Origin of the sequence: Aequorivita vladivostokensis, from assembly GCF_000952855.1 — a bacterium.
Classification (GTDB): Bacteria; Bacteroidota; Bacteroidia; order Flavobacteriales; family Flavobacteriaceae; genus Aequorivita; species Aequorivita vladivostokensis.
Window position 1 is genome coordinate 1 of record NZ_JSVU01000012.1, and the last position, 25,512, is coordinate 25,512.

18 protein-coding genes, 2 tRNA genes, 3 rRNA genes and 1 other RNA gene are annotated in these 25,512 nt (G+C 43.3%); 13 read left to right on the forward strand and 11 right to left on the reverse strand.

Translation table 11 applies throughout. From position 1 onward, the window contains the following. Window positions 1-363: 363 nt before the first annotated feature. From MB09_RS14215 to rrf, 5 genes are all read left to right on the forward strand, one after another. Window positions 364-1,887, forward strand: a 16S ribosomal RNA gene (locus MB09_RS14215). A 163-nt stretch (window positions 1,888-2,050) separates the two neighbouring features. Continuing rightward, window positions 2,051-2,124: transfer RNA gene (locus MB09_RS14220), tRNA-Ile, on the forward strand. Between the two features lie 189 nt (window positions 2,125-2,313). After that, window positions 2,314-2,390: transfer RNA gene (locus tag MB09_RS14225), tRNA-Ala, on the forward strand. A 218-nt stretch (window positions 2,391-2,608) separates the two neighbouring features. Next, window positions 2,609-5,447 (forward strand): 23S ribosomal RNA (locus MB09_RS14230). A gap of 177 nt (window positions 5,448-5,624) precedes the next feature. Beyond that, a 5S ribosomal RNA gene (rrf, locus tag MB09_RS14235) occupies window positions 5,625-5,734 on the forward strand. Together the 16S, 23S and 5S rRNA genes with 2 tRNA genes alongside form the textbook arrangement of a ribosomal RNA operon. A 467-nt stretch (window positions 5,735-6,201) precedes the next feature. Here rrf and MB09_RS14240 read toward each other — a convergent pair. Both MB09_RS14240 and MB09_RS14245 read right to left on the reverse strand, forming a co-directional pair. After that, entirely contained in the window at window positions 6,202-6,870 is a 669-nt protein-coding gene (locus MB09_RS14240; protein ID WP_045081595.1) for a ZIP family metal transporter, read from the reverse strand. Next, the gene (locus tag MB09_RS14245; RefSeq protein ID WP_045081596.1) at window positions 6,870-7,601 is read right to left on the reverse strand and encodes a class I SAM-dependent methyltransferase; all 732 of its coding nucleotides are present in this window, start codon (window positions 7,599-7,601) and stop codon (window positions 6,870-6,872) included. The genes MB09_RS14240 and MB09_RS14245 overlap by 1 nt, the downstream gene beginning before the upstream one ends. A gap of 118 nt (window positions 7,602-7,719) precedes the next feature. Between MB09_RS14245 and MB09_RS14250 the strand changes: the two genes are divergently transcribed. Further along, window positions 7,720-8,877, forward strand: coding sequence for a THUMP domain-containing class I SAM-dependent RNA methyltransferase (locus MB09_RS14250; protein WP_045081597.1), 1,158 nt, complete (start codon window positions 7,720-7,722; stop codon window positions 8,875-8,877). A 74-nt stretch (window positions 8,878-8,951) separates the two neighbouring features. On the opposite strand, the gene MB09_RS14255 is transcribed toward MB09_RS14250, so the two are convergent. From MB09_RS14255 to rlmD, 3 genes are read right to left on the reverse strand one after another with little or no spacing between them, the layout of a single operon-like run. Then, on the reverse strand, window positions 8,952-9,680 hold the full coding sequence (locus MB09_RS14255) for a DUF6048 family protein (protein WP_240484847.1): 729 nt from the start codon (window positions 9,678-9,680) through the stop codon (window positions 8,952-8,954). Further along, window positions 9,643-10,140, reverse strand: coding sequence for a DUF6452 family protein (locus tag MB09_RS14260; protein ID WP_131459934.1), 498 nt, complete (start codon window positions 10,138-10,140; stop codon window positions 9,643-9,645). Before MB09_RS14260 ends, MB09_RS14255 begins: the two co-directional genes overlap by 38 nt. 28 nt (window positions 10,141-10,168) lie before the next feature. Then, a complete protein-coding gene (rlmD, locus tag MB09_RS14265) occupies window positions 10,169-11,578 on the reverse strand; it encodes a 23S rRNA (uracil(1939)-C(5))-methyltransferase RlmD (protein ID WP_045081599.1) in 1,410 nt (469 codons plus the stop codon). Window positions 11,579-11,725: 147 nt separating this feature from the next. On the opposite strand from rlmD, the gene rocD reads away from it, so the two are divergent. Then, entirely contained in the window at window positions 11,726-12,967 is a 1,242-nt protein-coding gene (gene rocD, locus MB09_RS14270) for an ornithine--oxo-acid transaminase (RefSeq protein WP_045081600.1), read from the forward strand. Between the two features lie 75 nt (window positions 12,968-13,042). On the opposite strand, the gene MB09_RS14275 is transcribed toward rocD, so the two are convergent. The 3 genes from MB09_RS14275 to MB09_RS14285 all read right to left on the reverse strand — a co-directional run bounded on the left by MB09_RS14275 (window position 13,043) and on the right by MB09_RS14285 (window position 15,649). After that, window positions 13,043-13,363: a CCC motif membrane protein gene (locus MB09_RS14275; protein ID WP_045081646.1), complete on the reverse strand. Its 321-nt coding sequence runs from the start codon at window positions 13,361-13,363 to the stop codon at window positions 13,043-13,045. A 66-nt stretch (window positions 13,364-13,429) separates the two neighbouring features. Continuing rightward, window positions 13,430-13,726: a DUF2752 domain-containing protein gene (locus MB09_RS14280; RefSeq protein ID WP_240484848.1), complete on the reverse strand. Its 297-nt coding sequence runs from the start codon at window positions 13,724-13,726 to the stop codon at window positions 13,430-13,432. A gap of 12 nt (window positions 13,727-13,738) precedes the next feature. Beyond that, window positions 13,739-15,649 carry a T9SS type A sorting domain-containing protein gene (locus MB09_RS14285; RefSeq protein ID WP_045081601.1) on the reverse strand — a complete coding sequence of 637 codons (1,911 nt, stop codon included), beginning with the start codon at window positions 15,647-15,649 and terminating at the stop codon, window positions 13,739-13,741. Window positions 15,650-15,840: 191 nt separating this feature from the next. Between MB09_RS14285 and MB09_RS14290 the strand changes: the two genes are divergently transcribed. After that, complete coding sequence (locus MB09_RS14290; protein WP_045081602.1) at window positions 15,841-16,386, forward strand: Smr/MutS family protein; 546 nt, start codon at window positions 15,841-15,843, stop codon at window positions 16,384-16,386. A 67-nt stretch (window positions 16,387-16,453) separates the two neighbouring features. Here the strand turns inward: MB09_RS14290 and MB09_RS14295 are convergent, their stop codons facing one another. After that, on the reverse strand, window positions 16,454-17,368 hold the full coding sequence (locus tag MB09_RS14295) for a hypothetical protein (RefSeq protein WP_045081648.1): 915 nt from the start codon (window positions 17,366-17,368) through the stop codon (window positions 16,454-16,456). Between the two features lie 163 nt (window positions 17,369-17,531). On the opposite strand from MB09_RS14295, the gene MB09_RS14300 reads away from it, so the two are divergent. Then, window positions 17,532-18,689, forward strand: a complete 1,158-nt coding sequence (locus MB09_RS14300; protein ID WP_045081603.1) for a cysteine desulfurase family protein — start codon at window positions 17,532-17,534, stop codon at window positions 18,687-18,689. 127 nt (window positions 18,690-18,816) lie between these two features. On the opposite strand, the gene MB09_RS14305 is transcribed toward MB09_RS14300, so the two are convergent. Both MB09_RS14305 and MB09_RS14310 read right to left on the reverse strand, forming a co-directional pair. Then, window positions 18,817-21,276 (reverse strand): TonB-dependent receptor, encoded by a 2,460-nt coding sequence (locus tag MB09_RS14305; RefSeq protein ID WP_045081649.1) that lies wholly within the window; start codon window positions 21,274-21,276, stop codon window positions 18,817-18,819. Window positions 21,277-21,285: 9 nt separating this feature from the next. Beyond that, window positions 21,286-22,977, reverse strand: coding sequence for a M23 family metallopeptidase (locus MB09_RS14310; protein ID WP_045081604.1), 1,692 nt, complete (start codon window positions 22,975-22,977; stop codon window positions 21,286-21,288). A gap of 148 nt (window positions 22,978-23,125) precedes the next feature. Between MB09_RS14310 and MB09_RS14315 the strand changes: the two genes are divergently transcribed. The 4 genes from MB09_RS14315 to rny all read left to right on the forward strand — a co-directional run bounded on the left by MB09_RS14315 (window position 23,126) and on the right by rny (window position 25,496). Beyond that, complete coding sequence (locus MB09_RS14315; protein ID WP_045081605.1) at window positions 23,126-23,416, forward strand: hypothetical protein; 291 nt, start codon at window positions 23,126-23,128, stop codon at window positions 23,414-23,416. A 9-nt stretch (window positions 23,417-23,425) separates the two neighbouring features. Continuing rightward, on the forward strand, window positions 23,426-23,716 hold the full coding sequence (locus MB09_RS14320) for a cell division protein ZapA (RefSeq protein WP_045081606.1): 291 nt from the start codon (window positions 23,426-23,428) through the stop codon (window positions 23,714-23,716). A gap of 53 nt (window positions 23,717-23,769) precedes the next feature. Then, a non-coding RNA gene (gene ssrS, locus MB09_RS15840) (6S RNA) lies at window positions 23,770-23,878 on the forward strand. A gap of 55 nt (window positions 23,879-23,933) precedes the next feature. Continuing rightward, window positions 23,934-25,496, forward strand: coding sequence for a ribonuclease Y (gene rny, locus MB09_RS14325; RefSeq protein WP_045081607.1), 1,563 nt, complete (start codon window positions 23,934-23,936; stop codon window positions 25,494-25,496). The last annotated feature ends 16 nt before the right edge of the window (window positions 25,497-25,512 follow it).

A 25,512-nucleotide genomic window follows, 5' to 3' on the forward strand; every position in this document is an offset into this window, starting at 1 on the left:
TTTAATTTGCGGGAACGAAAAAGCGGTCTATATTTGCACCCGCTTAGCAGGACAGATAGAGAAGTCCGGAAAGGCAAAAGCGACGCTCTTAAAAATTTTTGAAATATTTTTTTAAAAAAGTATTGCGGGATTAAAAAAGAGTTGTACATTTGCACCCGCTTAGACAATGAGTGACTACAGAACACGATCTGTCGGCGAGCAAAAGAGAGACAAAAAGTTCATTGAGATATTGAAATTGACAGCGTAGGTCGCCACCTGGAGAGGTGGTCGACCGACAGAGAAAACTAAACTAAGTGAGAATTCCTGAATTTTTTTGAGAGTCGGGCTCTTTTGGTGTATGGTCGCAATATTATTGAAGATTATACGATGAAGAGTTTGATCCTGGCTCAGGATGAACGCTAGCGGCAGGCCTAACACATGCAAGTCGAGGGGTAGAGGGTGCTTGCACCCTTGAGACCGGCGCACGGGTGCGTAACGCGTATGCAACCTACCTATTGCAGGGGAATAGCCCAGGGAAACTTGGATTAATGCCCCATAGTCCATATTGAGAGCATTTGAGATATGGTAAAGATTTATCGGCAATAGATGGGCATGCGTCCCATTAGCTAGTTGGTATGGTAACGGCATACCAAGGCTACGATGGGTAGGGGCCCTGAGAGGGGGATCCCCCACACTGGTACTGAGACACGGACCAGACTCCTACGGGAGGCAGCAGTGAGGAATATTGGACAATGGGCGGGAGCCTGATCCAGCCATGCCGCGTGCAGGAAGACTGCCCTATGGGTTGTAAACTGCTTTTTTACGGGAAGAAACACCCCCACGTGTGGGGGCTTGACGGTACCGTACGAATAAGGACCGGCTAACTCCGTGCCAGCAGCCGCGGTAATACGGAGGGTCCGAGCGTTATCCGGAATCATTGGGTTTAAAGGGTCCGTAGGCGGGCGTCTAAGTCAGTGGTGAAATCTCGCGGCTCAACCGTGAAATTGCCATTGATACTGGTCGCCTTGAATTAGTGTGAAGTGGCTAGAATATGTAGTGTAGCGGTGAAATGCTTAGATATTACATAGAATACCGATTGCGAAGGCAGGTCACTAACACTATATTGACGCTGATGGACGAAAGCGTGGGGAGCGAACAGGATTAGATACCCTGGTAGTCCACGCCGTAAACGATGGATACTAGCTGTCCGGCCTGCATTGGTAGGCTGGGTGGCCAAGCGAAAGTGATAAGTATCCCACCTGGGGAGTACGTTCGCAAGAATGAAACTCAAAGGAATTGACGGGGGCCCGCACAAGCGGTGGAGCATGTGGTTTAATTCGATGATACGCGAGGAACCTTACCAGGGCTTAAATGTAGTCTGACAGGGGTGGAAACACCCCCTTCTTCGGACAGACTGCAAGGTGCTGCATGGTTGTCGTCAGCTCGTGCCGTGAGGTGTCAGGTTAAGTCCTATAACGAGCGCAACCCCTGTCGTTAGTTGCCAGCATGTAAAGATGGGAACTCTAACGAGACTGCCGGTGCAAACCGTGAGGAAGGTGGGGATGACGTCAAATCATCACGGCCCTTACGTCCTGGGCCACACACGTGCTACAATGGCAGGTACAATGGGCAGCCACGCCGCAAGGCGGAGCGAATCCACAAAACCTGTCTCAGTTCGGATCGGGGTCTGCAACTCGACCCCGTGAAGCTGGAATCGCTAGTAATCGGATATCAGCCATGATCCGGTGAATACGTTCCCGGGCCTTGTACACACCGCCCGTCAAGCCATGGAAGCTGGAAGCACCTGAAGTCCGTCACCGCGAGGAGCGGCCTAGGGTGAAGCTGGTAACTGGGGCTAAGTCGTAACAAGGTAGCCGTACCGGAAGGTGCGGCTGGAACACCTCCTTTCTAGAGAAAGACGACCGAAATTCAACAAGAGAAGGCTCTTAGTATGAAAAAAGAAGGGGTCTTGCTTGGTTTAGCTGTCAATTTTATAATACTATGGTCAACAGGTTAAGTCTCAGTACATCAAAACTGAATGCTGAACACTGAACATTGGGGCCAATTACAGAGTCCCATAGCTCAGCTGGTTAGAGCGCTACACTGATAATGTAGAGGTCGGCAGTTCGAGTCTGCCTGGGACTACGATCGAAATCGATGCAGATCCCGATAGCTATCGGGGCGAAATCAAAGTTTGAAAAAAATATTTCTTCGGGAATATAAGTTCATAAACACATATTGAAAGGAAATTTTAGAAGTTGGGTATCCCAAGTTGACGTATAAGTCATCAATTAACTGATAACTGTTAACTGATAACTGGCAACTGAAACAAATGGGGGATTAGCTCAGCTGGCTAGAGCGCCTGCCTTGCACGCAGGAGGTCATCGGTTCGACTCCGATATTCTCCACCAGGGACAACAACCGTCGTCCTCCATTAGCTGCCCGTTATCCGGGCCTGGGGGGTGCGGGGATCCGGACAGTTCATTGACATATTGGAAACAAAGAATACGAGAAAAGTAATAATTAAAGAAGTTTGCAGTCTCAGTATACAGTTCGCAGTTTTGCTGCCTACTGGCACTGGACACTGTTTACTTAAATTTTGAACAACTCATTAAAAGAGCAAAAAGTACAATAAGCAAAATAAGGGCGTATGGGGAATGCCTAGGCTCTCAGAGGCGAAGAAGGACGTGATAAGCTGCGAAAAGCTGCGGGGATTGGCACATACAAGTTGATCCGCAGGTATCCGAATGGGGCAACCCAGTACATTGAAGATGTACTACCGCGCAAGCGGGGCAAACCCGGGGAACTGAAACATCTAAGTACCCGGAGGAAGAGAAAACAATAGTGATTCCGATAGTAGCGGCGAGCGAAATCGGATTAGCCCAAACCGTACAGTTCACGGACTGTGCGGGGTTGTAGGACCACGATATTTGGTGCTTTATGAATAAGAACACGTTGGAAAGCGTGGCCATAGACGGTGATAGCCCGGTATTAGTAAAGACAGTTACCGATAGTGGTATCCTGAGTAGTGCGGGGCACGTGAAACCCTGTATGAATCCGGCGGGACCATCCGCCAAGGCTAAATACTCCTGAGAGACCGATAGTGAACCAGTACCGTGAGGGAAAGGTGAAAAGAACCGTGAACAACGGAGTGAAATAGAACCTGAAACCATACGCCTACAAGCGGTCGGAGCCAGTTTACTGGTGACGGCGTGCCTTTTGCATAATGAGCCTACGAGTTACTGTTGCCAGCGAGGTTAAGGTCCTTAGGACCGGAGCCGCAGCGAAAGCGAGTCTGAATAGGGCGCCATAGTTGGTAGTAGTAGACGCGAAACCGTGTGATCTACCCTTGGGCAGGCTGAAGTTTGGGTAACACCAAATGGAGGGCCGAACCCGTTGACGTTGAAAAGTCTTGGGATGACCTGAGGGTAGGGGTGAAAGGCCAATCAAACTCGGAAATAGCTCGTACTCCCCGAAATGCATTTAGGTGCAGCGTTGACATATAGTTTTATAGAGGTAGAGCTACTGATTGGATGCGGGGGCTTCACCGCCTACCAATTCCTGACAAACTCCGAATGCTATAAAATGTTGGTCAGCAGTGAGGGCATGGGTGCTAAGGTCCATGTCCGAGAGGGAAAGAACCCAGACCATCAGCTAAGGTCCCCAAATGATAGTTAAGTTGAAAAAACGAGGTTGGACTGCACAGACAGCTAGGATGTTGGCTTGGAAGCAGCCATTCATTTAAAGAGTGCGTAACAGCTCACTAGTCGAGCGGTCCGGCATGGATAATAATCGGGCATAAACTATCTACCGAAGCTATGGACTTGAATTTATTCAAGTGGTAGGGGAGCATTCTGTTTGCGTCGAAGGTGTACCGCGAGGTATGCTGGAGCGTACAGAAAAGAAAATGTAGGCATAAGTAACGATAATGCGGGCGAGAAACCCGCACTCCGAAAGACTAAGGTTTCCCCAGCTATGCTAATCAGCTGGGGGTTAGTCGGGACCTAACGCGAACCCGAAAGGGGTAGTGGATGGACAACGGGTTAATATTCCCGTACCTGCCCGCGCCAAAAGCGACGGAGGCGTAAATTTGGTGCGCACTGACGGAATAGTGCGTTGAAGCCAGTGGCAACACGGCGATAGTACACTGAGGCTCCGGCCAAGGTGATAATCCAGAGTAGCGACTTCCAAGAAAAGCGAGCGAGGCAGCCCGTACCCTAAACCGACACAGGTGGTTGGGATGAGAATTCTAAGGAGCTCGAGAGATTCATGGCTAAGGAACTAGGCAAAATGGACGCGTAACTTCGGGAGAAGCGTCGCCCCCCTCCGGGGGGGCCGCAGTGAAAGAGTCCAGGCGACTGTTTATCAAAAACACAGGGCTCTGCAAAATCGAAAGATGAAGTATAGGGCCTGACACCTGCCCGGTGCTGGAAGGTTAAGAGGAGATGTCATCCGCCTCGGCGGAGAAGCATTGAATTGAAGCCCCAGTAAACGGCGGCCGTAACTATAACGGTCCTAAGGTAGCGAAATTCCTTGTCGGGTAAGTTCCGACCTGCACGAATGGTGTAACGATCTGGACACTGTCTCAGCCATGAGCTCGGTGAAATTGTAGTATCGGTGAAGATGCCGATTACCCGCTGTGGGACGAAAAGACCCCGTGCACCTTTACTATAGCTTAGTATTGGTTTTGGACAAGTAATGTGTAGGATAGGTGGGAGACTTTGAAGCCGCGTCGCCAGGCGTGGTGGAGTCATTGTTGAAATACCACCCTTTGCTTGTCTAGAGTCTAACCCTTCACAAAAGGGGACAGTGCTTGGTGGGTAGTTTGACTGGGGTGGTCGCCTCCAAAAGAGTAACGGAGGCTTCTAAAGGTTCCCTCAATACGGTTGGCAATCGTGTGTAGAGTGCAATGGCATAAGGGAGCTTGACTGAGAGACCTACAAGTCGATCAGGTACGAAAGTAGAGCATAGTGATCCGGTGGTTCCGCATGGAAGGGCCATCGCTCAAAGGATAAAAGGTACGCCGGGGATAACAGGCTGATCTCCCCCAAGAGCTCACATCGACGGGGGGGTTTGGCACCTCGATGTCGGCTCGTCACATCCTGGGGCTGGAGAAGGTCCCAAGGGTTGGGCTGTTCGCCCATTAAAGTGGCACGCGAGCTGGGTTCAGAACGTCGTGAGACAGTTCGGTCTCTATCTACAGTGGGCGCAAGAAATTTGAGTGGATCTGATCCTAGTACGAGAGGACCGGATTGGACCGACCGCTGGTGCACCAGTTGTCCCGCCAGGGGCACCGCTGGGTAGCTACGTCGGGAAGGGATAAGCGCTGAAAGCATATAAGCGCGAAACCCACCACAAGATGAGATTTCTTTAAAGGGCCGTGGGAGACTACCACGTTGATAGGCCGTAGGTGCAGGGGCAGCAATGTCCGTAGCCGAGCGGTACTAATAGCCCGTAAGCTTATGTACGCCGCCTTCCCGCCCGCAAGGGCGGGAGCGCAACTCTTTTTTTAGGGAAGTCCGCTTTTCCCCTATACTTTGTTTCCCTTATGTCACGATATTAATCCCCGCGGGTGCGGGGATCTTTTCCCAGCTTAGGCTACGGATACTCAACAGAGATTCCCGCCTTCGCGGGAATTGAAAAATTAAGGTGGTTATAGCGACGGGGCTCACCTCTTACCATTCCGAACAGAGAAGTTAAGCCCGTTTGCGCCGATGGTACTGCAATCCTGTGGGAGAGTAGGTCGCCGCCTTCCTTTAAAGACCCGATCTTGCGATCGGGTCTTTTTTTTTGGGATAGATTGAATTCTCTCCCACTGCCGTTTTTACCTCTAAAGACGCCTTACTAAATCTTGTGATTTGGTCTTTTTTTTGGGACAAAATGAAAAAGAATGGATTCTTATACAAGCTGGTGTGTATAGATGACGAATATCTTCTAAATATTATCGGCATCTTTAATATCCTTTCTGTCACTTATCTCGCAAAAGTGGTTCTCTAAAATACCCAATCAATTTATAGTGTATATTTTTGGCTTAAGCTCCAATAATTTCTTGAATCCATAGCGCAGTAAGGGTGATCTGTAAAGAGAATTTTTCAGAAGTGGATGTATAAACTGCCATAACATATCTGGAATATTGGCCATCTTTCCTAAACCTTAGATCTGTCTGATAATTGGGAATTCATTTTTAAAGTGAGAGATCCCTTAATATGCATTCAATGCAAATCATAAAAGATAAGCAACTACAATTCCAATAATTACTGCGGTCATTTTAGACAATTGAAACTTATGATTTTTGGAACTTTCAAAAAGAATAGTCGTGGAAACGTGCAGAAAAATACCGATTACCACTGCTGTGAGTTGGGTTTCGTACCTATGGATTCCTTCATAATTGGAGGCGAGATAACTTCCCAAGGGTGTGAGTAGCGCAAAGAAAAACAGAAAGAGCAGGGTAGTAGTCCTCTTATAACCTGCCGTTATAAAAAAGAAAGAGAGAATAATGGCCACGGGTATTTTATGGATGATAATGGCCAACAACAGATTGTTTTCTTCTGAAATGGGAAAACCTTCCAAAAACGCATGGATACCCAAACTTAAAAAGAGAATCCACGGAAAATGCTTGTGCTGGGCATGCAAATGTACGTGCCCGTGTTCTGCTCCCTTTGAAAAGAATTCCAAAAATATTTGAAGCAAAATACCCAACATTATATAAACGCCAATACTTTTTGAAGGGGTTTCAAAAACGTGGGGAAGTAGTTCAAAAACGGTAATGGAGAGCAGGAAAGCGCCGCTGAATGCCAAAAAGACTTCCATATTGCGCAATTCTTTTTTCTTTAAGAACAACGCCACAAAATAGCCTATTGCCACTGCCAAAAAGAGCAATAAATAATTCATCACTTGAAAATTAATATAAGGCGTTCGGAATTATTTTTATCAAATCGGTTTAACTGATAATCGCCGAACGTATGTTTTAGTTCAACTTCTGCTGCTTCAAAATATGCGTTGAAATCTTCCAAAGTAAGGGCTTTTACCCTTTCCGTGAAAAAGTAGTCCTCACCTTCCTCCTTAAAACGGATGTTTTTGATGATGTATCCATCTTCCACATATTTTTCAAGGCGAAAAACGATATTGCCTATCTTTTTCCTTTCTGAGGGAATCATGTTTTTGATTGCGAGCTCAACATTTAGAAAATCTATCACACCGTGGCCCTCAGGTTTTAGTTCAGCTTTGATTGCCTTTATGGTGCGCAGGTTGTCTTCTTCATTTTCGAAATAGCCAAAACTGGTAAAAAGATTGAAGACTGCGTCAAACTGTTTTGGATAGGGCAAACACATATCGTGGACCTCAAAATGAAGCCCTGGCTTTTCGTATTGTTTTGCATATTGAATACTTTCCTCGGAAAGATCTACGCCAGTAACGTCAAAGCCCTGTTTGTAAAGATATTTGGAGTGGCGTCCGCGGCCACAGGCCAAATCCAATATGGAATCCTTCGGTTTCAGATTTAAAAATGCGGTAAGCTGATTCATAAAAAGTGCCGCTTCCCGGTGGTTTCGATCCTTGTAAAGAATGTGGTAATAAGGGGTGTTGAACCACGAAGCGTACCAATTGTCTTTTTCTTTTTGCATAGTTCTCGTTTCGCCCTGCTAAAATACTGTATTTTTGTGGCCTTATTAAACTGAAGTTTTTTAATTTCATCAAAATAGACAATTAATCAAAAATTACCTGCCTTTGCGGGCATCACTTATGACAAAGAATTTTAAAATGGTAGCGAAAACCCTTTTTGGGATGGAAGAACTGCTTGCGCAAGAACTTCGACAATTGGGCGCCTCGGCTATTGAAATAGGTACCCGAAATGTTTCCTTTGAAGGCGATACGGGATTTATGTACAAGGCCAATCTCTGCTGCCGGACGGCTATCAAAATACTTAAGCCCATTACCGCTTTCAATATTTTTACTGAAGAAGATCTTTATAAGAAAATTTATGAAATGCCCTGGGAAAATTATATGGACGTAAAAGGTACGCTGGCCGTTAATGCTACCGTCTTTTCTGATGTGTTCACGCATTCACAGTACATTGCTCTTAAAACGAAAGATGCAATTGTGGACAGGTTTCGCGATAGGGAAGGGGAGCGGCCCGATGTAGATTTGGACCATCCTACGCTTCGGATAAATATCCATATTGACAGAAACATTTGTACAGTTTCCTTGGATAGTTCTGGGGAATCGTTGCACAAACGGGGTTATAAGGTGGAAAGCACCCTTGCCCCCATAAATGAAGTACTTGCGGCAGGAATGCTAATGCTTGCGGGCTGGCAGGGGCAATGTGATTTTCTGGATCCGATGTGCGGCGGAGGAACCCTTCTAACGGAGGCAGCAATGATAGCCTGCAATATCCCGCCGAACCTGAACCGTGAGGAATTTGGTTTTGAAACCTGGCCTGACTTTGATGTTGACCTTTATGAAAAGATTGAAGAGGCGGCCCTGAAAAAAGTTCGCGACTTTCCGCATAAAATCTATGGTTTTGATACCGACCCGGCAGCAATACATAAGGCTAAGGAAAACATTAAAAGTGCCAATTTGCAGGATTTTATTGAAGTGAAACAACAGGATTTCTTTGAAAGTGAAAAGCAAAATGAAAAACCCTTGTATATCGTTTTTAATCCTCCGTATGACGAGCGAATCTCGGTGAAGGACGTGGAAGAATTTTACAGCGCCATCGGAAATACCTTGAAGCGCGGTTATCCGGGAACGCAGGCGTGGATGATTACTTCAAATATGGAAGCCTTGAAATTTGTAGGTCTTCGTCCTTCAAAGAAGATAAAACTCTTCAACGGAAAGCTGGAGTCTAAACTGGTGCGGTACGAAATGTATGAGGGGAGTAGAAAAGCGAGTAAGCAGTAGAACAGTATTCAGTCGCGGTTTTCAGTCGCAGTTTTCAGTTGCAGTTTTCAATTGCGGTTTTCAGTTGGAAGAAATTACTCCACCTTTGAGAGCTGTGGGGCTGTTTTCTTAAATATAGGAATCAAATAAGAAATGGAATACCCATACCCAACACCAAACTCACTATAATCATAGGTTCTGTTGAAACCGGGAATGTAAAGGTTTGCGAAGTTCTCGGGTTCGGTTTCTGAAATCTTCCTTTTTAGCTGCACGTTTATTGACAAATAAAGATTGTTCAGGATTTCAGTTTTTATTCCCAAGATAAATTCGGCCCAATGGGCGTTCAGGCCGCTGTATTCCTGGGGTGCAAAAATGGTTTCTGTTGGAAAGGCGGGATTGTCTGTGTAAATTCTATAACTGAGCAATTCCTGTTTAAAGGTTGAAAAACCATAACGTAAACCCAGCGTGATGGCGTTTTCCATACCGAGCCAGTTATCATAGGCATTGTAATCAAAACCAATTTTGGCATAGCTGCCGCTGGTCTTTGCGGAAATATAAGGTTCATTCCAGTTCTTTTTTTCATTGCCCAATTCCACGGCGGCGTAAAACTTTTTGGCAACCCGGAAATCGCCCATCACTTCAAATCCGGAATAGCCGTCTTCAATCAACGTTCGTAAAGGCTTGGCCAAATCAACACCAACCCGCAATCCAAATTTCTCAATTTTTGGAACGGTATCGGTCTTGGTATTTTCCTGCGCCACAAATTTTTGCGTGCCGCACAAAAGACTAATGCAGCACAGTAATATGGGCGCTATTTTCATCATTTACGGTATCTCTTTTTACTATAATTTCCTGAATCCAGTTTTCTGCTCCTTCGTTTTCAAGGCTTGCTTCCAAATTAAAATATTCAACCTTAAAGCCACAGGCACGGTTTACGTAATCTTCCTTTCTCTGGTAAACAAAGGTCAATTTATCGATGTTGTTGATGGTATCTGTACTTGAGATAATACTTCGCTTGAAAAGATATTTGGTAGTATCGGAAGCCGAATTAAGCGGAATGGCAATTTCATTGGTGTTTTCAAACGAAACTACCGCCGTGGAATCAATATTATCTGTCAAAACGCTCAATACCGTAACGTTTTTGGTATTGGTGGGATTTGAAATATCGTTAAATGCAATTACCAAATTTGCCGTGGTTGCGGTATCGGGCGGGCAAATATCATCTTTGGTACAACCCTTAAAGGCGAAGACTATCAGTATTGCTATACTTATTTTTCTAATCATTTTTTGATTTTCGTTTTTTTGGAAGAAATCAGCGTTTTTCCAAAAGTACAACATTTTCCACGTGGTGCGTCTGCGGAAACATATCTACGGGCTGCACCTTGGTCACTTTATATTTCGCATCTAAAAGTGCCAAATCGCGGGCTTGGGTTGCGCTGTTGCAACTTACGTACACAATTTTATCAGCACCAAGATTCAAAAGTTGGGCTACAACATCTCCGTGCATGCCGTCCCGCGGAGGATCTGTGATAACAACATCTGGTCTGCCGTGTGCCGATATAAATTCTTGATTGAAGACTTTTTTCATATCTCCTACATAGAATTCCACGTTTTCAATATTGTTCAATTTCGCGTTTTCCTTTGCTGCGGAAATCGCGTCCGGCACGGCTTCAACGCCAATTACCTTTTTCGCTTTTTTAGCTACAAATTGGGCAATGGTTCCCGTTCCCGTGTAAAGATCATAAATCAATTCGTTGCCTGTAAGTCCCGCAAAATCACGGGTTATTTTGTAAAGTTCGTAGGCTTGCTCACTGTTGGTTTGGTAAAAGGATTTGGCATTTATCTTAAACTTCAAACCTTCCATTTCCTCAAAAATATGATCCCTTCCGTGGAAAAGTTCAATTTCCTGATCGTAGAGCGTATCGTTTCCTTTGGAATTGATTACGTATAAAAGTGAAGTAATCTGCGGAAATGCCTCGACAATGGCATTTAACAGCATATTTCTATTTTCTTCATCTTCGTGAAAAAACTGAAGCAACACCATAATTTCTCCGGTGGAAGAAGTGCGGATCATTAAGGTCCTTAAAAAACCTTCCTGCTTTCTCGTGTTGAAAAAAGTTAAATTCAATTCCTCCGCTTTCGCTTTTACAAAATCACGAATGGCATTGCTCGGGTCGGCTTGTAGGTAACAAATTTCTAGATCCAAAATCTTGTCCCACATACCGGGAATGTGGAACCCAAGGGCATTCCGATTCTCTATTATTTTGTCGCTCTTTATCTGCTCCAGCGTTAGCCATTTGTTATCGCTGAAGGAGAATTCCATCTTATTGCGATAAAAGTATTGTTTTTCGGAACCCAGAATAGGCTGAATATCGGGTAATTCAACCTTGCCTATGCGTTTCAGGTTTTGCTCGATTTCCTTTTGTTTAAAGAAGAGCTGATGCTCATAGCCCATGTCCTGCCACTTGCAGCCGCCACAAGTTCCAAAATGCGGACAAACGGGCTCGACTCTTTTCTCGGAATATTTTGAAAACGAAATGGCAGAACCTTCATAAAAAGCCTTTTTCTTTTTAAAGGTTTGTACGGTAACCACATCGCCAGGCACGGCATTATCTATAAAAACTACCCTTCCGTCCGGGGCTTTGGCAACGGCTTTGCCCTTTGCGCCTGCATCGATCACTTCAAGGTCTTCTAGTATTATTCGCTTATTTTTTCTCGCCATAGGCGCAAAAATAGCACAATTGTTAGGTTTAAATCCTGTTAAGCCTTCAAAAAATGTGGGATATATTTAGTAATTTGCAGCCCACGGAGGATTCCGCTCCGAAAAGCAGGAATCGCAACTTTTTTACTTCAAAATTATTACAATCTTATGTCAGTTTTAGAGCACACAGCTTCCCAAAAAGCTATCGATTTAGAAAACAAGTATGGAGCCCACAATTACCATCCGCTTCCCGTGGTTTTGAACAGGGGAGAGGGTGTATATGTTTGGGATGTGGAAGGCAAGAAATATTACGACTTTCTTTCGGCCTATTCCGCGGTAAACCAAGGCCATTGCCACCCGAAAATAATTGGGGCAATGACCGAACAGGCAAAAACATTGACCCTTACTTCGCGAGCGTTTTATAACGATATGCTTGGGAAATATGAAAAATTTGCCTGCGAGTTTTTCAATTTCGACAAATTGTTACCCATGAATACGGGCGCTGAAGCCGTGGAAACCGCTTTAAAAATTTGTAGAAAGTGGGCGTATGAAAAGAAGGGCATCGATGAAAATGAAGCCGAAATAGTCGTTTGTGAGAATAACTTCCACGGAAGAACCACTACTATTATTTCCTTTAGCAACGATCCCGTGGCCCGAAAGCATTTTGGTCCTTACACCAAAGGGTTTATAAAAATTGAATACGACAATCTGGAGCAATTGGAAAAACATCTGGAAAGCAATAAGAACATTGCCGGTTTCTTGGTGGAGCCTATCCAAGGCGAAGCGGGAGTTTATGTGCCTTCGGAAGGCTATTTGCGCAAAGCAAAAGCCTTATGTGAAAAACACAACGTACTTTTTATTGCGGACGAAGTGCAAACGGGAATCGCCCGTACCGGAAAGCTTTTGGCCTGCGACCATGAAAATGTAAAGCCTGATCTGTTGATCCTAGGAAAAGCGTTAAGTGGCGGCGCCTATCCGGTTTCTGCGGTTTTGGCAAATGATGATATTATGGGCGTTATAAAGCCCGGAAACCACGGTTCCACGTTTGGCGGAAACCCTGTGGCCGCTGCGGTTGCCATTGCGGCGTTGAGTGTGGTTAAAGATGAAAAGCTCGCAGAAAATTCCGAAAGACTGGGCAAAATTTTCAGGAGCGAACTGAACAAGTATATTGAAAACAGCAACATTTGTAAGCTGGTTCGCGGCAAGGGACTTTTAAACGCAATTGTAATAAACGATTCGGAAGATAGCGATACCGCATGGAACATTTGTTTAAAGCTTCGCGACAATGGGCTGCTGGCCAAGCCTACCCACGGAAATATTATTCGTTTTGCACCTCCTTTAGTGATGAATGAAGAACAATTGAGAGATTGTCTTTCCATTATTATTGAAACATTAAAAACATTTGAATAATTGTTTTTAAAAACTATCGAATTAAAAAAGCGGCCGAATTTGGCCGCTTTTTCATTTTAGAGCAAAACAATGATTTTACATTCCGTATTCCTTCATAAGCTCTTCATTCATATTCATTATGCCGTCCATTCCCAAGGTAGAGAAAAGATAGATTACGTAGATTAAATAGATAGCGCTGAGAACGATCCCTATTATAGAAAGGATTTTTCCCGTTTTTACATTTTGATAGCCTGAATAAAGTTCGGGATTTGCCATATAAATCTTGGTGGCGTTATTTGCCATAACGATGGCCACAATTCCGAAAATAAGCCCCAGGCCATAGCAGCAACAAGTTACTATTGAGATTATTCCGAAAACGAGAATGAGCGTTGCGTTGGGTAGTTTTTGTTGTTCCATAATTTTTTTATTTTTTGGTTGTGCATTAAATGTACCCAAAAATTTTAAAACTGAATGACACAGCGATTAAATAAATTGCTCCATTTTAATAAAATAACTCACCACCATGACTATGGCGTTCAGTAAAATGAGACCAATCTTTATTTGATAGTCAAATTTAAACTTTACAAAGAAGTTTACAAGAACAACTGCCAACAATAGGAAGATAGTGTAAATGGCAGGATAGATTCTAAAGGCTGCCTCAAAGTGCCCCGAAAAAAGAAGGGCCGTGGCACGTTGCATACCACAGCCCAAACATTCTACGCCGAAGATTTTCTTGTTTATACAAGGAATCATATAATCTTCAACGCCCTTTAGGAACATAAAGGTTATATTTTATTTATTGTGAACGATTGCTTTATAGTCTATGGCAATATCATCTGCCGTCATAAGTTTTACCAAATAAACGCCGTCGCTCAAATTACCGGTGTAAAAGCTATATTTAGTTTGGTCACCTAAGTTTTTCTCCTGGATTACCAGTTTACCGTTCATATCATAAACTAAAGCAGATTTAATAACATACCCTTCAGGATTGTTTATTTCCAATTGTTTTTGTGGGTTGTTTTGGAAGAAAGAAACATTATCTAACACCATTTGTCTTCCATTCAGCACTGTTTGGGAAATGTCGCCCTTTACATTAGGATTCCGGAAAACGATAAAAAATCGATTGTCGTAGGTACCAGTTGGGAGGTTAAAAGTGGCACTCATACCACGATTGATTTGCTGATAGGTATTTTCAACCCGGTCATAAATGTAAGCATTGGTATATGGTCTTTTTACTTCCTCTACAACCTTAATGTCCAATTTGGACTGGTTTTTTATCTTAAAGGCAATTGGCACCTGCTTGTTACGGTCAAATTTAATTCCATTGATTACATATGGTTTACGATCGCTGTCCTCGCCTATGGGGAAATATGCGTCGGTTTTCAAGTCCTGCGCGCTAAGGCCATCAAGACCGCGGTCATAGCCATCAGTAGCCTGGTCATAGAAAGCAAGCACCATATCTCGGGTTACAGCTTCATCAAAGATAGACCAAATACGCATTATGGGCGTACGATAATCAGGCTGCACAGTTCCGTCAGAAGTGGAAAATGTTGACCCATCATTTAGCGAATGTTCTGAAACGGCATTCTCTTCTATTGGTCTTTGAAAAACGGAGCCTGGATTACCTTCTTTATAAAATAATCGTTGATTGTTTCTTATATTAATCCAACCATCTCCAGCATTACTGTTTCCGACAAACATAAACCCTTGTCCGATAGGAGCATACCTTTTTCTATTAAGTGTATTCCCCGTTCCTTGTTGAGTTCCTCCATGCCCTCCGCCTGCATTATAATAATAGAATGGAGCTGCTACATATTGTCCTTGTGGCCAGTTGTCAGAAAGATTTCCATCATTATCTAAAGTTTCTGGAGTCCATACCCCATAACCATAAGGTTTTTGCGAATAATAGTGACTGTTAACGTTTCTATCTTCATCGTAAAACCATAGAGCTCCTAATTCTTCATTTCCGCTATCATAAAACAATTGATTTAAGTCCAGTGCCGAGGGATACGGATTTCCAGAGAGGGTCATTAATTGATCTGCTACGGGAATCATAATCGTACCAGTATTTGGTCTTCCTCTAAATTCATAAGTCTGATCGTGACCTGGGGTTACGAGTCCCACACCTTTCATCGTAAAGCCATATCCTGCTGGCGCAGCGTTGTTGCTGTTCATTCTTTGGTAGTTTCCTTCTGCTTCGGTTCCCGGGTTCATGTGAGTATACAACCATCTAGTAGAAATTGTCATTCTAGGGATTATTGTTCCATCACGCCCTGTGGTGGTTAGCGCTGGTTGGGCTGCCGTTACGCCAAAAGCTGGCAAGGGTTCGTATAAATGTTGAACTCCAAAATTTCGATTCCCAGCCGCAACCGCTGGATGAGTAACAGGCGAACACCAGTAGTAGTACGCCCACGCATTTGTTTCCGGCGTATTTTGTTGAACGGAAAGTTGTCCATCTCCACTATTGGTAGATGTGGTTCCGCCCTGTATTAACTGGCCATTATTTCGGAGATAGATACTTGCCTCAGTATTGGCAGGGCCACTAATATTCCTAGTAAGGTTAATCTCTTGGGTTACAAAAACCACTTCGTCGTTAACATAGATATATGAATCTGCACCTCCCGAAGTAGGTTTGACAGTTAGCTGCGCAAAAACGCCAGTAGTTGATAGAAGTAAAGTTGAAAAGAGTAGTAGGTTTTTCATATTTTTACGGTTTTAAAAGCTTTGCTATGGGGGTGACAAAGCTTTTTTTGACGGTTTAAATTTAAAAATTATATTCAATATATGGCGCACATTGCCATAAAATACATAAATTTTTCGTTTTGAGACCATTAAGCGGGTAAGTTCTCGCATTTTCTGAGTGAAAAATCCTATAACAATTAAATGCTTGTAAAATGATAATTGGTGATAAAGTAGCGGTTTTGGATGACGCAATCTCCGGAGTGGTTACGGCTATAAAAGGTGCAGAGGTGACTATATTGACTACAGATGGGTTTGAATTGGATTTTCTGGAAAAGGAATTAATCGTTTTGGATGGATCTCTTTCCAAAAAAGCTTTAACAAGTATGGATATTTCCGAAGTAATTGCAGAAAAGAGCCATAAAAAACCTGGAAAAACCAAACGTATTAAACCGAAGGAGCGCAATTTACCGCCTATGGAAGTAGATTTGCACATCAATCAACTCGTGCCAAAAACGCGTGGACTAAATAATTATGAAATGCTTACCATACAGTTGGACGCCGCCAAAAGACAATTGGATTTTGCTATATCAAAACGTATCCAAAAAGTTGTTTTCATTCATGGCGTAGGCGAGGGCGTGCTCCGAACGGAACTCGAATTTCTATTCAATCGCTATGATAATGTAAAATTCTATGATGCCGACTATCAAAAATATGGTCGCGGAGCTACTGAGGTTTATATTTTTCAGAATGCCAAATAGAATATATACTGCTTAGTTTCCCAGTTTCAATAAATTTTAGGGGGTAGAAATTATGTTATTCTGAAATTTATTCCTTGTTGGATTTTGTTTCAGAAGGAAACGACGGTTTAATGCTTTTTTCTATTTCCTCCACATTAAGTATAGTGCCCATTGTAAGTGATTCTTGGATAATCTCTTCTTCACCACTAATTAAAACCAGGTCTTTCAATACTATTTTCACATCTTTTGTAATGGTATATTCGTGCAAATAATATTCATTCACAAGGTAGGTGTCGGCCACATCATTGTTTAAATAGTTCGCTCCTACGTTGGGGTCTGATACATCGTTTCGCGGGTTCAAATCCATATTTGCGTCTTCGTAGCGGGTGAATACCTCGTCCCCATCATCATCAACGTCCAGATAATCCGGCGTTCCGTCGTTGTCAGTGTCCAGCGCGTTGGTAAGTGGATTGTTATCGCCATCCAGATTTAGGATGTCCAGTTCCAATGCGGTAGGCACGTTATCGCCGTCATCATCCTCATCATACATATTGGGAATTCCGTCGCCATCTGTATCGCCGTCCAATTCATCTTCGGCAGGAACCCCGTCGTTGTCGTCATAAATGTAAGTTGTAGTAAATTCAGCAGTACCCGAGGCTGCCAAGTAATCTACGGTCACAATGGGCGCCGTAGGGGGAACACTGCTGCAAAAGTAACTCGCGTCCAATTCGCCATTATAGGTTCGGTAGTTCACAAAATTATTGGTACCGTCCAAAGTATATGGTTTTGTACCCTCTTCATTATAGAGACTGTCTGAAATTCCCAACTTTAAGGATAAACTTTCCTGTGCATCTGGATTGATTTTGTAAAAAACAAAATTTCCCAATTGTCCACAGGATTTTAGTTCAGCGTCCTCAAAGTTGAAGGTGGTTATAATGATATCGCCATCATCACAACTTTGAAATAAAGAGCAACCAATAAGAAAAATTAGAATTTTTTTCATTTGAAATTTTAAAATCGTCATTGGTTACAAAGTAACGCATTTCTTTTTAACTGAAATGGCGGCAAAACTCATTTAATATGTATTTTTGCGAACCGATATAAAAATAGAGTCCAGGCTCGAGATAGAATTCGGTTACAGCCGATTTTTATAAAAATATTATCCAATGAAAAAAGTATATTTTGATAGTGCCGCAACCACACAACTGCGGGACGACGTTATAACCTGCATTACCGAAGTTTTAAAAACAGAATACGGAAACCCTTCATCCACACATTCTTATGGAAGGTCATCAAAATCATTACTTGAGAATGCCCGTAAGGAAATAGCCAAATTTTTTAATGTGGCTGCAAGTGAAATAATCTTTACTTCCGGAGGTACCGAAGCGGATAATTTAATACTTAGCAGTGCCGTTCGCGATCTGGGCGTAAAACGTATTATATCCAGCCGAATAGAACATCACGCAGTTTTACATACATTGGAGTGGCTCCAAAAAGAGCATGACATTCAGCTGGATTTTGTAAAACTGGACGAATGTGGCCACGTAGATTATGATCACCTGGAAAAGCTTTTGAAGGATACCTCGCAAAAAACCTTAGTTAGCTTAATGCACGTCAATAATGAAATAGGCAATCTGCTGGACTTAAAAAAAGTAGCGCTAATGTGCAAGGAACATAATGCACTCTTCCATAGCGATACCGTGCAGTCCGTTGGGCATTTCGAACTTGATTTTAAGGAAATCCCGATTGATTTCGCTACTGCCGCTGCACATAAATTTCACGGTCCGAAAGGCGCGGGCTTTGCTTTTATAAGAAAGAACTCCGGATTGCGTTCGTTGATTCACGGAGGCGAGCAGGAGCGCGGACTGCGTGCCGGTACCGAAGCTGTTTATGCTATTGCGGGCATGGCGGAGGCCCTGAAACTATCGTACCACAAACTCGAAAAGGAACGCAAATACATAACCGAACTAAAGGAATATTTTAAGGAACAGCTTATTGCGAACATTCCCGGCGTAAAATTCAACGGGGGCTGCGATGATAACGAACGCAGCACCTATACGTTGTTGAATGTTTGTTTGCCCATTTCTGCGGAAAAAGCGATGTTGCTTTTGTTTCAGTTGGATTTAAAGGGAATAGCCTGCTCCAAGGGAAGCGCCTGCCAAAGCGGAAGTGAGGGGGGATCTCACGTTTTGAACGAAATTCTTTCCGACGAGGATTTGAGCAAACCTTCTATCCGTTTTTCCTTTTCCAGTTTCAATAAAAAGGAGGAAGTAGATTATGTGGTGGATGTTTTAAAGGAGTTTATTGATAATGGGATTGGTTAGTTATTCTGCCAGTTGATGACTCTGAATAATAGGCAATGAAAACTCGCTAATTCACGATCCGTGGTTACGTCATTAAATAATGATAACCTACACAATCTTGAATCTTGAATTTTAAATCTTGAATCAATTAAAACTTCGCAGTTAGCCGAACGTTGAAAACACGCGGCGTAAGATAATTTGGGATTGCATATTGAACCTTGGTGTAAACATCTCTTACAAACGTATTGGTAATTGAGTTTTGTACGTCAAAAATGTTGAAGATTTCGGCACCTACCGTAAATTCCTTAAATGGTTTTAACCAGCCGCTGTCCCGTAACTTGGTGTCGTCCACGATTACATAACTTACGCCCAGATCGGCGCGTTTGTAGTCTGGCAATCGCACCTGATATTTGTAAGGATCGGCATAGCTCGGCGAACCACCTGGAAGCCCAGTATTGTATGTTAAATTGAGATACATTTTTAGGGAAGGGATCACTTTTACATAATCCTGGAAGAGCATTCCAAATTTCAGCCGTTGGTCCGTTGGGCGGAAAATATAGCCACGATCGTCGATGTTTTCCTCAGTTTTCAAATATCCAAAACTCAACCAGCTTTCCGTGCCGGGAACAAATTCGCCCGCCAGACGCAAATCAAGCCCATAGGCATAAGCCACGGCATTATTGGTTGCACGGTACCGAATGCGGACGTTTTCTAACGTATAGGGGTTTACATCGGTCATGTGCTTGTAGTAAATTTCTGAATTGAGCCTAAACGCCCTGTCCCACATTTTAAAACTGTAATCATTTCCAAAGACTATATGAATGGATTTCTGCGCTTTCACACCGGGGCGAACGGTACCCGAAGAATCACGCAACTCCCTGTAAAACGGAGGCTGATGGTACGCTCCTCCCGAAAGACGGAAGAGCATGTCCATTTCCCAATCGGGTTTTAGGGCCACCTGCGCCCGTGGACTGAAAACGGTTTGTGTGGTACTTGTTATGTTTTTGCCGCTCACCGTCCAGTTGTGTGCCCGCACCCCTGCGTTCAGCCATAGTTCGCTGTTGCCAAGGTTGGTCTTTCTGCTCCATTGCGCATATCCTGAAATACGGTCAATCTGGGTGTCATTTTGGGCACGCACGTTTGTATAGGGTACAATCGGCGAGATGTCGGGTTCGTAAGGTTGGTTGTTCGGCGGAAATATGGGCGGACGGATGGAAAACCCTGCCGAGTCAATAATTTCATATTCCTGTACGCGATCGCGTATGTCCTCGCGGGTGTATTTTATGCCGTACTCGATATTGTTTTCCTCAAGGGAAAGATTTCCCTTGTGCTCTACATTAAGAATCAGGGCATCCAGATCATTGCGCGCGTGTGTCAATTGCCCGCCAATACCACGCGTAAATTCTACCTCGCCCAAATCTTCGCTGCCTATTTCTGTATTCACTTCGCCTAAACGATATTCGGCAAGAATATCATAATATTCCTGCTCTGTGGTCTGGTAAAGCGAACCGATGAATTTTGCGGTATAATTGTCTGAAACCACCCAAGTAGATTTTAAGGCGCCAAAATAGGTATTGTACCGGTCTTCCTCCCGACCTTCATAAAATACGAGGAGAGCAATGGGGTCTGTAATGGTTCCAAAATTTGTCTGTCGTGTTAAAGGCCTGTAATTGTATTCGTTTATGGAAACATTGCCCAAAAAGCTCAATTCAAATTTATTGGTGAATTTATACGTGAGGTAGGTCTGTGCATCCGCAAACTTGGGACGATAATTGGTCTCAGTCTGTTTTGCATCCACAAAAAGGCTGTTGTCACGATAGCGAATGCCCAAGATCCCCGAGAGCCGGCCGTTTTTTGAGATACCCTCCACAGAGCCGCTGGCGCCAAGAAGACTTAGGTCTACCGACGCTCCAAAATCAACGGGTCGGCGATAGGTAATATCCAGAACCGAAGAAAGCTTATCGCCATATTTGGCCTGAAAACCTCCCGCAGAAAAATCGACATTGCTTGTTAGTTCGCTATTCACGAAGCTAAGTCCTTCCTGCTGCCCGCTCCGTATTAAAAACGGACGGTACACTTCTATCTCGTTTACATATACCAGGTTTTCGTCATAATTTCCGCCCCGCACGGCGTACTGGGTGCTCAATTCGTCATTGCCGCTTACTCCGGGCAAGGACTTTAATAGGTTTTCAACCCCGGCATTGGCACCAACCATTTTCCGGATTACTTCTGGCGAAATGGTCGTTACCCCTTTAACTCTTTTGTTTTCGCGGCCCGAGATGACTACTTCGGGAATTTGCTCCACGTCAATTTTCAGTACGGGGTTCAATTCATAATCCTCATTCGGACTTAAATTGAATCGAAGGGTTGCATTTTTATGCCCTACGTGCGAAAATGTTACGACAACTTCTTGGTCTGAAGGAATTTCCAACAAATAGTAACCATTAAAGTCTGAGATGGTTCCGTTATCTTCATAAGTTACATTTACGCCAGACAGCGGCATGTTATTTTCGTCCAAAATAACTCCTCGTATCGTTGCCTTTTGGGCAAATACAACAGTTGCGAAAAAAATGAATAGGAGTGTAAGCGGTAGTTTAATTGTTTTCAAAAGCAAGGGTTAGGGTTGTTTTCTGAAAAATTTTGCTTCAAATGTAGCACTATTTCCCACATTATCTATAACAATAACTTTCAAATTATTCTCTGTTTCCAGATTTACATTATCATTGAAATTATAAGTTAGAACGTCTTTTTTGTAATCATATTCCATCAAAATGAATTTTTCGTTGATGGTGGCGCGGTACGAACTTATACCACTAAGATCATCGGTAATTTTCACTTTTAGAAAATTCTGGTTGCTTATCCATTTTCCTTCTGAAAAATTAACGGGCTTTATGGTAGGAGGAGTCGTGTCTGAAGCTATAGTGTAACTTCCAAAGGTGGGCGTCTTGGCAGTAAGCTTGTCTCCGTTGCGGGTGGTGGAGTTGTAATAGGGGAGTCCGCGATAGTTCAATCTTCCAATATAGAGTTTATCCCGATCGGCTTCATTGTATGTTGAAATATCTGCCGTTATTGAAATATTGCTATGTATGGGAATTAAATCTTCGTGAAATTTCAAAACGTCGCCTTCATCCTTTATATCTAAATAGGTGTCCTCATATAAACTGTTGGCAGGAATATAAATGCTCCATTTGCCCTTGGTAATTGAGGTGGCGTGGTCTGCATAAATATAATCGTCCGTTTTTTCAACCTTTTTTTGTTCCAAGATTTCTAACTTTGCGCCTTCAATGGGAACGGTAATATACATTCTGTTGCCTTTAAAATCGTTCACTTCTACCGTATAAATGGACTGCAGGCTGTCCTTGACAGTAATGTAACCGTTTTCATCTTCCTCGGTAATGATGCTCAAGGGGTTGTTGGTTTCACGGAACAGCTTTTGGACCATACTTTTGTTGGTTTCATAATAATTGTAATCGGTATATCGGTTCAGGTAGCGTGTTTCAGAAAATGAAAACTTATTGAAAAGCACTTCAAACTTCTTGGTTCCATTAAACCGTGTTTCAATTCTATAGGCGCCATTCTTATTGGAGGCACCATCCTGCTGGTCATAAGTAGTAATGCCGAAGCCCATCTTGCCAAAAGCCTTTATGTCTTCGGTTTTATAATTACCGTCGCGTTGTTTTATGAGCCGCAATTTTGTGCGGTTCTGGCTCTGGTTTACGTGTGCATCTTCGCCAACGGGATAGGCGAATATCGCGCTTACTATGGGTTCCTTAGAATCGGGAATCTCTATTCCAAATAGTAACGGGTTCATAGGGCGTTGTGCGGAATCGCGTATTTCAAAATGCAAATGTGGCCCACCGCTACCGCCTGTATTGCCGGTATAGGCAATCAAATCACCTTTTTTAACGGGAAGTAGGGTGTTGTCGGGAAAAAGCTCAACTTCAAAAGTTTCTTTGGTATATTGGGTATCTTTTACATATTTCTCAATATCTCCGGCAAAGCTTCGCAAATGTCCATAGACGGTAGTGTAGCCATTGGGATGTAGAATATAGAGCGCTTTTCCGTAGCCGTAGTGCTGAACATTTATACGGCTCACATAGCCATCGGCGGGGGCATAGACGGGCAGGCCTTCCCGCTGTTCCGTTTTTAGGTCCAGCCCGCTGTGGAAATGGTTGGCCCGCATTTCACCAAAATTGCCTGAAAGCACCAAATTTATATCCAGCGGATTGGAAAAATAATCTGTGGGAATGTCGTTCTGTCCAAACGCACACCCGCCAAAAAACAGGAGCATTGCTAAAATTTTCTTCATAGGGTAAAAATAAGAATACACTATTATAAAAGAGGGGAGAGTTGGATTATTGTACTATTCTTCAATAATACAAAAAATAATGGAAAACTGTTTGCTTATTAACGATGGTATGCTAACTTTGTGAAAGAAGTATTGAACACAGATTTTAATGAGTAATCTTTCTGAAATAGTTGATTCTCTTGAAAATAGAATTGACAAGCTGCTCAAAAGGCACGAAAAATTAAAACAGGCCAACGCAGCATTAGAGGAAGAACTTAAGGTTTTACAATCAAAACAGCAGCAATTTGAAAATGAAATTGAAGCTTGGACCGAAAAATGTAACTCATTAAAAATGGCAAATTCAATGCTTGGCAGCGACCAGCATAAACGAGAAACTAAACTCAAGATAAACGCTCTCATTCGGGAAATTGACCATTGCGTAAACCAACTTTCCGAATAAAATATAACAATGGCCGAACCATTAAAAATAAAACTATCAATTGCAGACAGGGTGTATCCCTTAACGATCAACCCCTCCCAAGAAGAGGGATTGCGGTCGGCGGCGAAAAAGATAGAAGAAATGATTAAGAAGTTTGAGCAAAGTTATGCCGTACGCGATAAACAGGATGTTTTGGCCATGTGCGCCCTCCAGTTTGCCGCTCAGGTGGAGCAAAAGCAAATTGATAATTCCAGTGATACGCAGGAAACAGAGACAAGGCTAAAGGCTTTGGACCGTTTGCTGCAGGAGCAGGTATTATAACGTTCTTTAAATTAAATAAGGTTACTGCCTACATTAATACTAATTTTTGGTAAACTCAACACGAATTCTTTAAAAAGGGTGAGTTGAAGTTGTAAAAGCGAGCCGTCTTTGAGCGGATACTTGACCAGCTTGTTAGCCCTAAACATTCATTTTAAGGAGTTTATTCAAAATAATAATATTGATGTAGGCTTTTTTTATACATATAAATCAACGAAAAATGGACATCATACCTATTGTAATTAGTGCCATCGTTGGTATTGCGATTGGCTTTTTTATTGCAAAACTATTGGAGCGCAACAATGCATCCCAACTTATAACGAGAGCAAAAAAAAGCGCTTCGGCGATACTGAAAGAGGCCAAATCTGAAGCCGAAACGATAAAGAAAGATAAAATTCTCCAGGCAAAAGAAAAGTTCCTGGAATTGAAATCGGAGCATGAGAAAGTAATACTCAACCGTGACAAAAAGATTTCAGAAGCCGAAAAAAGGGCACGCGATAAAGAATCACAGGTTTCCAGTGAGCTTGCGAAATCCAAAAAATTAAATGCAGAACTGGAAGAGAAAAAAGCTGAATATGACGAGCGCATTTCAGTTCTGGATAAAAAGCAGGCAGAAGTAGATAAACTTCACCGAAGTCAAGTAGAGCAATTGGAGGTAATCAGCAGTCTTTCTGCTGAAGATGCCAAAACCCAATTAATGGAAAGTCTTAAGGATGAAGCCAAAACGCAGGCGATGGCTTATGTGCAGTCCTCTATGGAAGAAGCCAAGATGACTGCCCAGCAAGAAGCCAAAAAAATTATAATTAACACCATTCAGCGGATAGGGACCGAAGAGGCCGTAGAAAACTGCGTATCGGTTTTCAATCTTGAAAGCGATGATGTAAAGGGTAGAATCATTGGCCGCGAGGGTAGAAACATCCGCGCCATTGAAGCTGCTACAGGTGTTGAAATTATAGTGGACGATACACCGGAGGCTATTATTCTATCGTGTTTTGATTCCGTAAGAAGAGAGATTGCGCGCTTGTCCCTTCACAAATTGGTTACCGATGGACGTATTCACCCAGCACGTATTGAAGAGGTTGTTCAAAAAACTACCAAACAAATTGAAGAGGAAATTATTGAAGTGGGAAAAAGAACCGTTATCGATTTAGGTATTCACGGCTTGCATCCTGAACTTATAAAAGCGGTGGGGCGTATGAAGTACCGTTCGTCCTACGGCCAAAATCTTTTGCACCACTCGCGCGAGGTTGCAAGGCTTTGCGGAGTAATGGCTGCGGAATTAGGATTGAATGCAAAACTGGCCAAAAGAGCTGGACTGCTTCACGATATAGGAAAAGTTCCCGAAACCGAGACCGAGATGCCACACGCACTTTTGGGAATGCAGTGGGCAGAGAAATATGGTGAAAAACCTGAAGTTTGCAACGCAATAGGCGCCCACCACGACGAAATTGAAATGACGGGACTGCTGTCCCCAATCGTACAGGTATGCGATGCTATCAGCGGCGCAAGACCTGGTGCGAGACGTCAAGTACTGGATAGTTACATCCAGCGATTGAAAGATCTGGAAGATATAGCGTTCGGATTTGGCGGTGTGAATAAGGCGTATGCCATCCAAGCGGGGCGTGAGCTTCGAGTAATGGTAGAAAGTGAGAAGGTGAGCGATGAGAAAGCTGCGCAACTCTCTTTTGAAATTTCACAAAAAATTCAGACAGATATGACATATCCAGGGCAGGTAAAAGTTACGGTTATACGGGAAACAAGAGCCGTGAATATTGCCAAATAAGAGGCTCACTAACCCC

Excerpts from the sequence above, each read along its gene's own strand:
- MB09_RS14240 (WP_045081595.1), bottom strand. The coding sequence starts at position 6,870 with ATGAATTATTTATTGCTCTTTTTGGCAGTGGCAATAGGCTATTTTGTG.
- MB09_RS14245 (WP_045081596.1), bottom strand. The coding sequence starts at position 7,601 with ATGCAAAAAGAAAAAGACAATTGGTACGCTTCGTGGTTCAACACCCCT.
- MB09_RS14250 (WP_045081597.1), top strand. The coding sequence starts at position 7,720 with ATGACAAAGAATTTTAAAATGGTAGCGAAAACCCTTTTTGGGATGGAA.
- MB09_RS14255 (WP_240484847.1), bottom strand. The coding sequence starts at position 9,680 with ATGATGAAAATAGCGCCCATATTACTGTGCTGCATTAGTCTTTTGTGC.
- MB09_RS14260 (WP_131459934.1), bottom strand. The coding sequence starts at position 10,140 with ATGATTAGAAAAATAAGTATAGCAATACTGATAGTCTTCGCCTTTAAG.
- rlmD (WP_045081599.1), bottom strand. The coding sequence starts at position 11,578 with ATGGCGAGAAAAAATAAGCGAATAATACTAGAAGACCTTGAAGTGATC.
- rocD (WP_045081600.1), top strand. The coding sequence starts at position 11,726 with ATGTCAGTTTTAGAGCACACAGCTTCCCAAAAAGCTATCGATTTAGAA.
- MB09_RS14275 (WP_045081646.1), bottom strand. The coding sequence starts at position 13,363 with ATGGAACAACAAAAACTACCCAACGCAACGCTCATTCTCGTTTTCGGA.
- MB09_RS14280 (WP_240484848.1), bottom strand. The coding sequence starts at position 13,726 with ATGTTCCTAAAGGGCGTTGAAGATTATATGATTCCTTGTATAAACAAG.
- MB09_RS14285 (WP_045081601.1), bottom strand. The coding sequence starts at position 15,649 with ATGAAAAACCTACTACTCTTTTCAACTTTACTTCTATCAACTACTGGC.
- MB09_RS14290 (WP_045081602.1), top strand. The coding sequence starts at position 15,841 with ATGATAATTGGTGATAAAGTAGCGGTTTTGGATGACGCAATCTCCGGA.
- MB09_RS14295 (WP_045081648.1), bottom strand. The coding sequence starts at position 17,368 with ATGAAAAAAATTCTAATTTTTCTTATTGGTTGCTCTTTATTTCAAAGT.
- MB09_RS14300 (WP_045081603.1), top strand. The coding sequence starts at position 17,532 with ATGAAAAAAGTATATTTTGATAGTGCCGCAACCACACAACTGCGGGAC.
- MB09_RS14310 (WP_045081604.1), bottom strand. The coding sequence starts at position 22,977 with ATGAAGAAAATTTTAGCAATGCTCCTGTTTTTTGGCGGGTGTGCGTTT.
- MB09_RS14315 (WP_045081605.1), top strand. The coding sequence starts at position 23,126 with ATGAGTAATCTTTCTGAAATAGTTGATTCTCTTGAAAATAGAATTGAC.
- MB09_RS14320 (WP_045081606.1), top strand. The coding sequence starts at position 23,426 with ATGGCCGAACCATTAAAAATAAAACTATCAATTGCAGACAGGGTGTAT.
- rny (WP_045081607.1), top strand. The coding sequence starts at position 23,934 with ATGGACATCATACCTATTGTAATTAGTGCCATCGTTGGTATTGCGATT.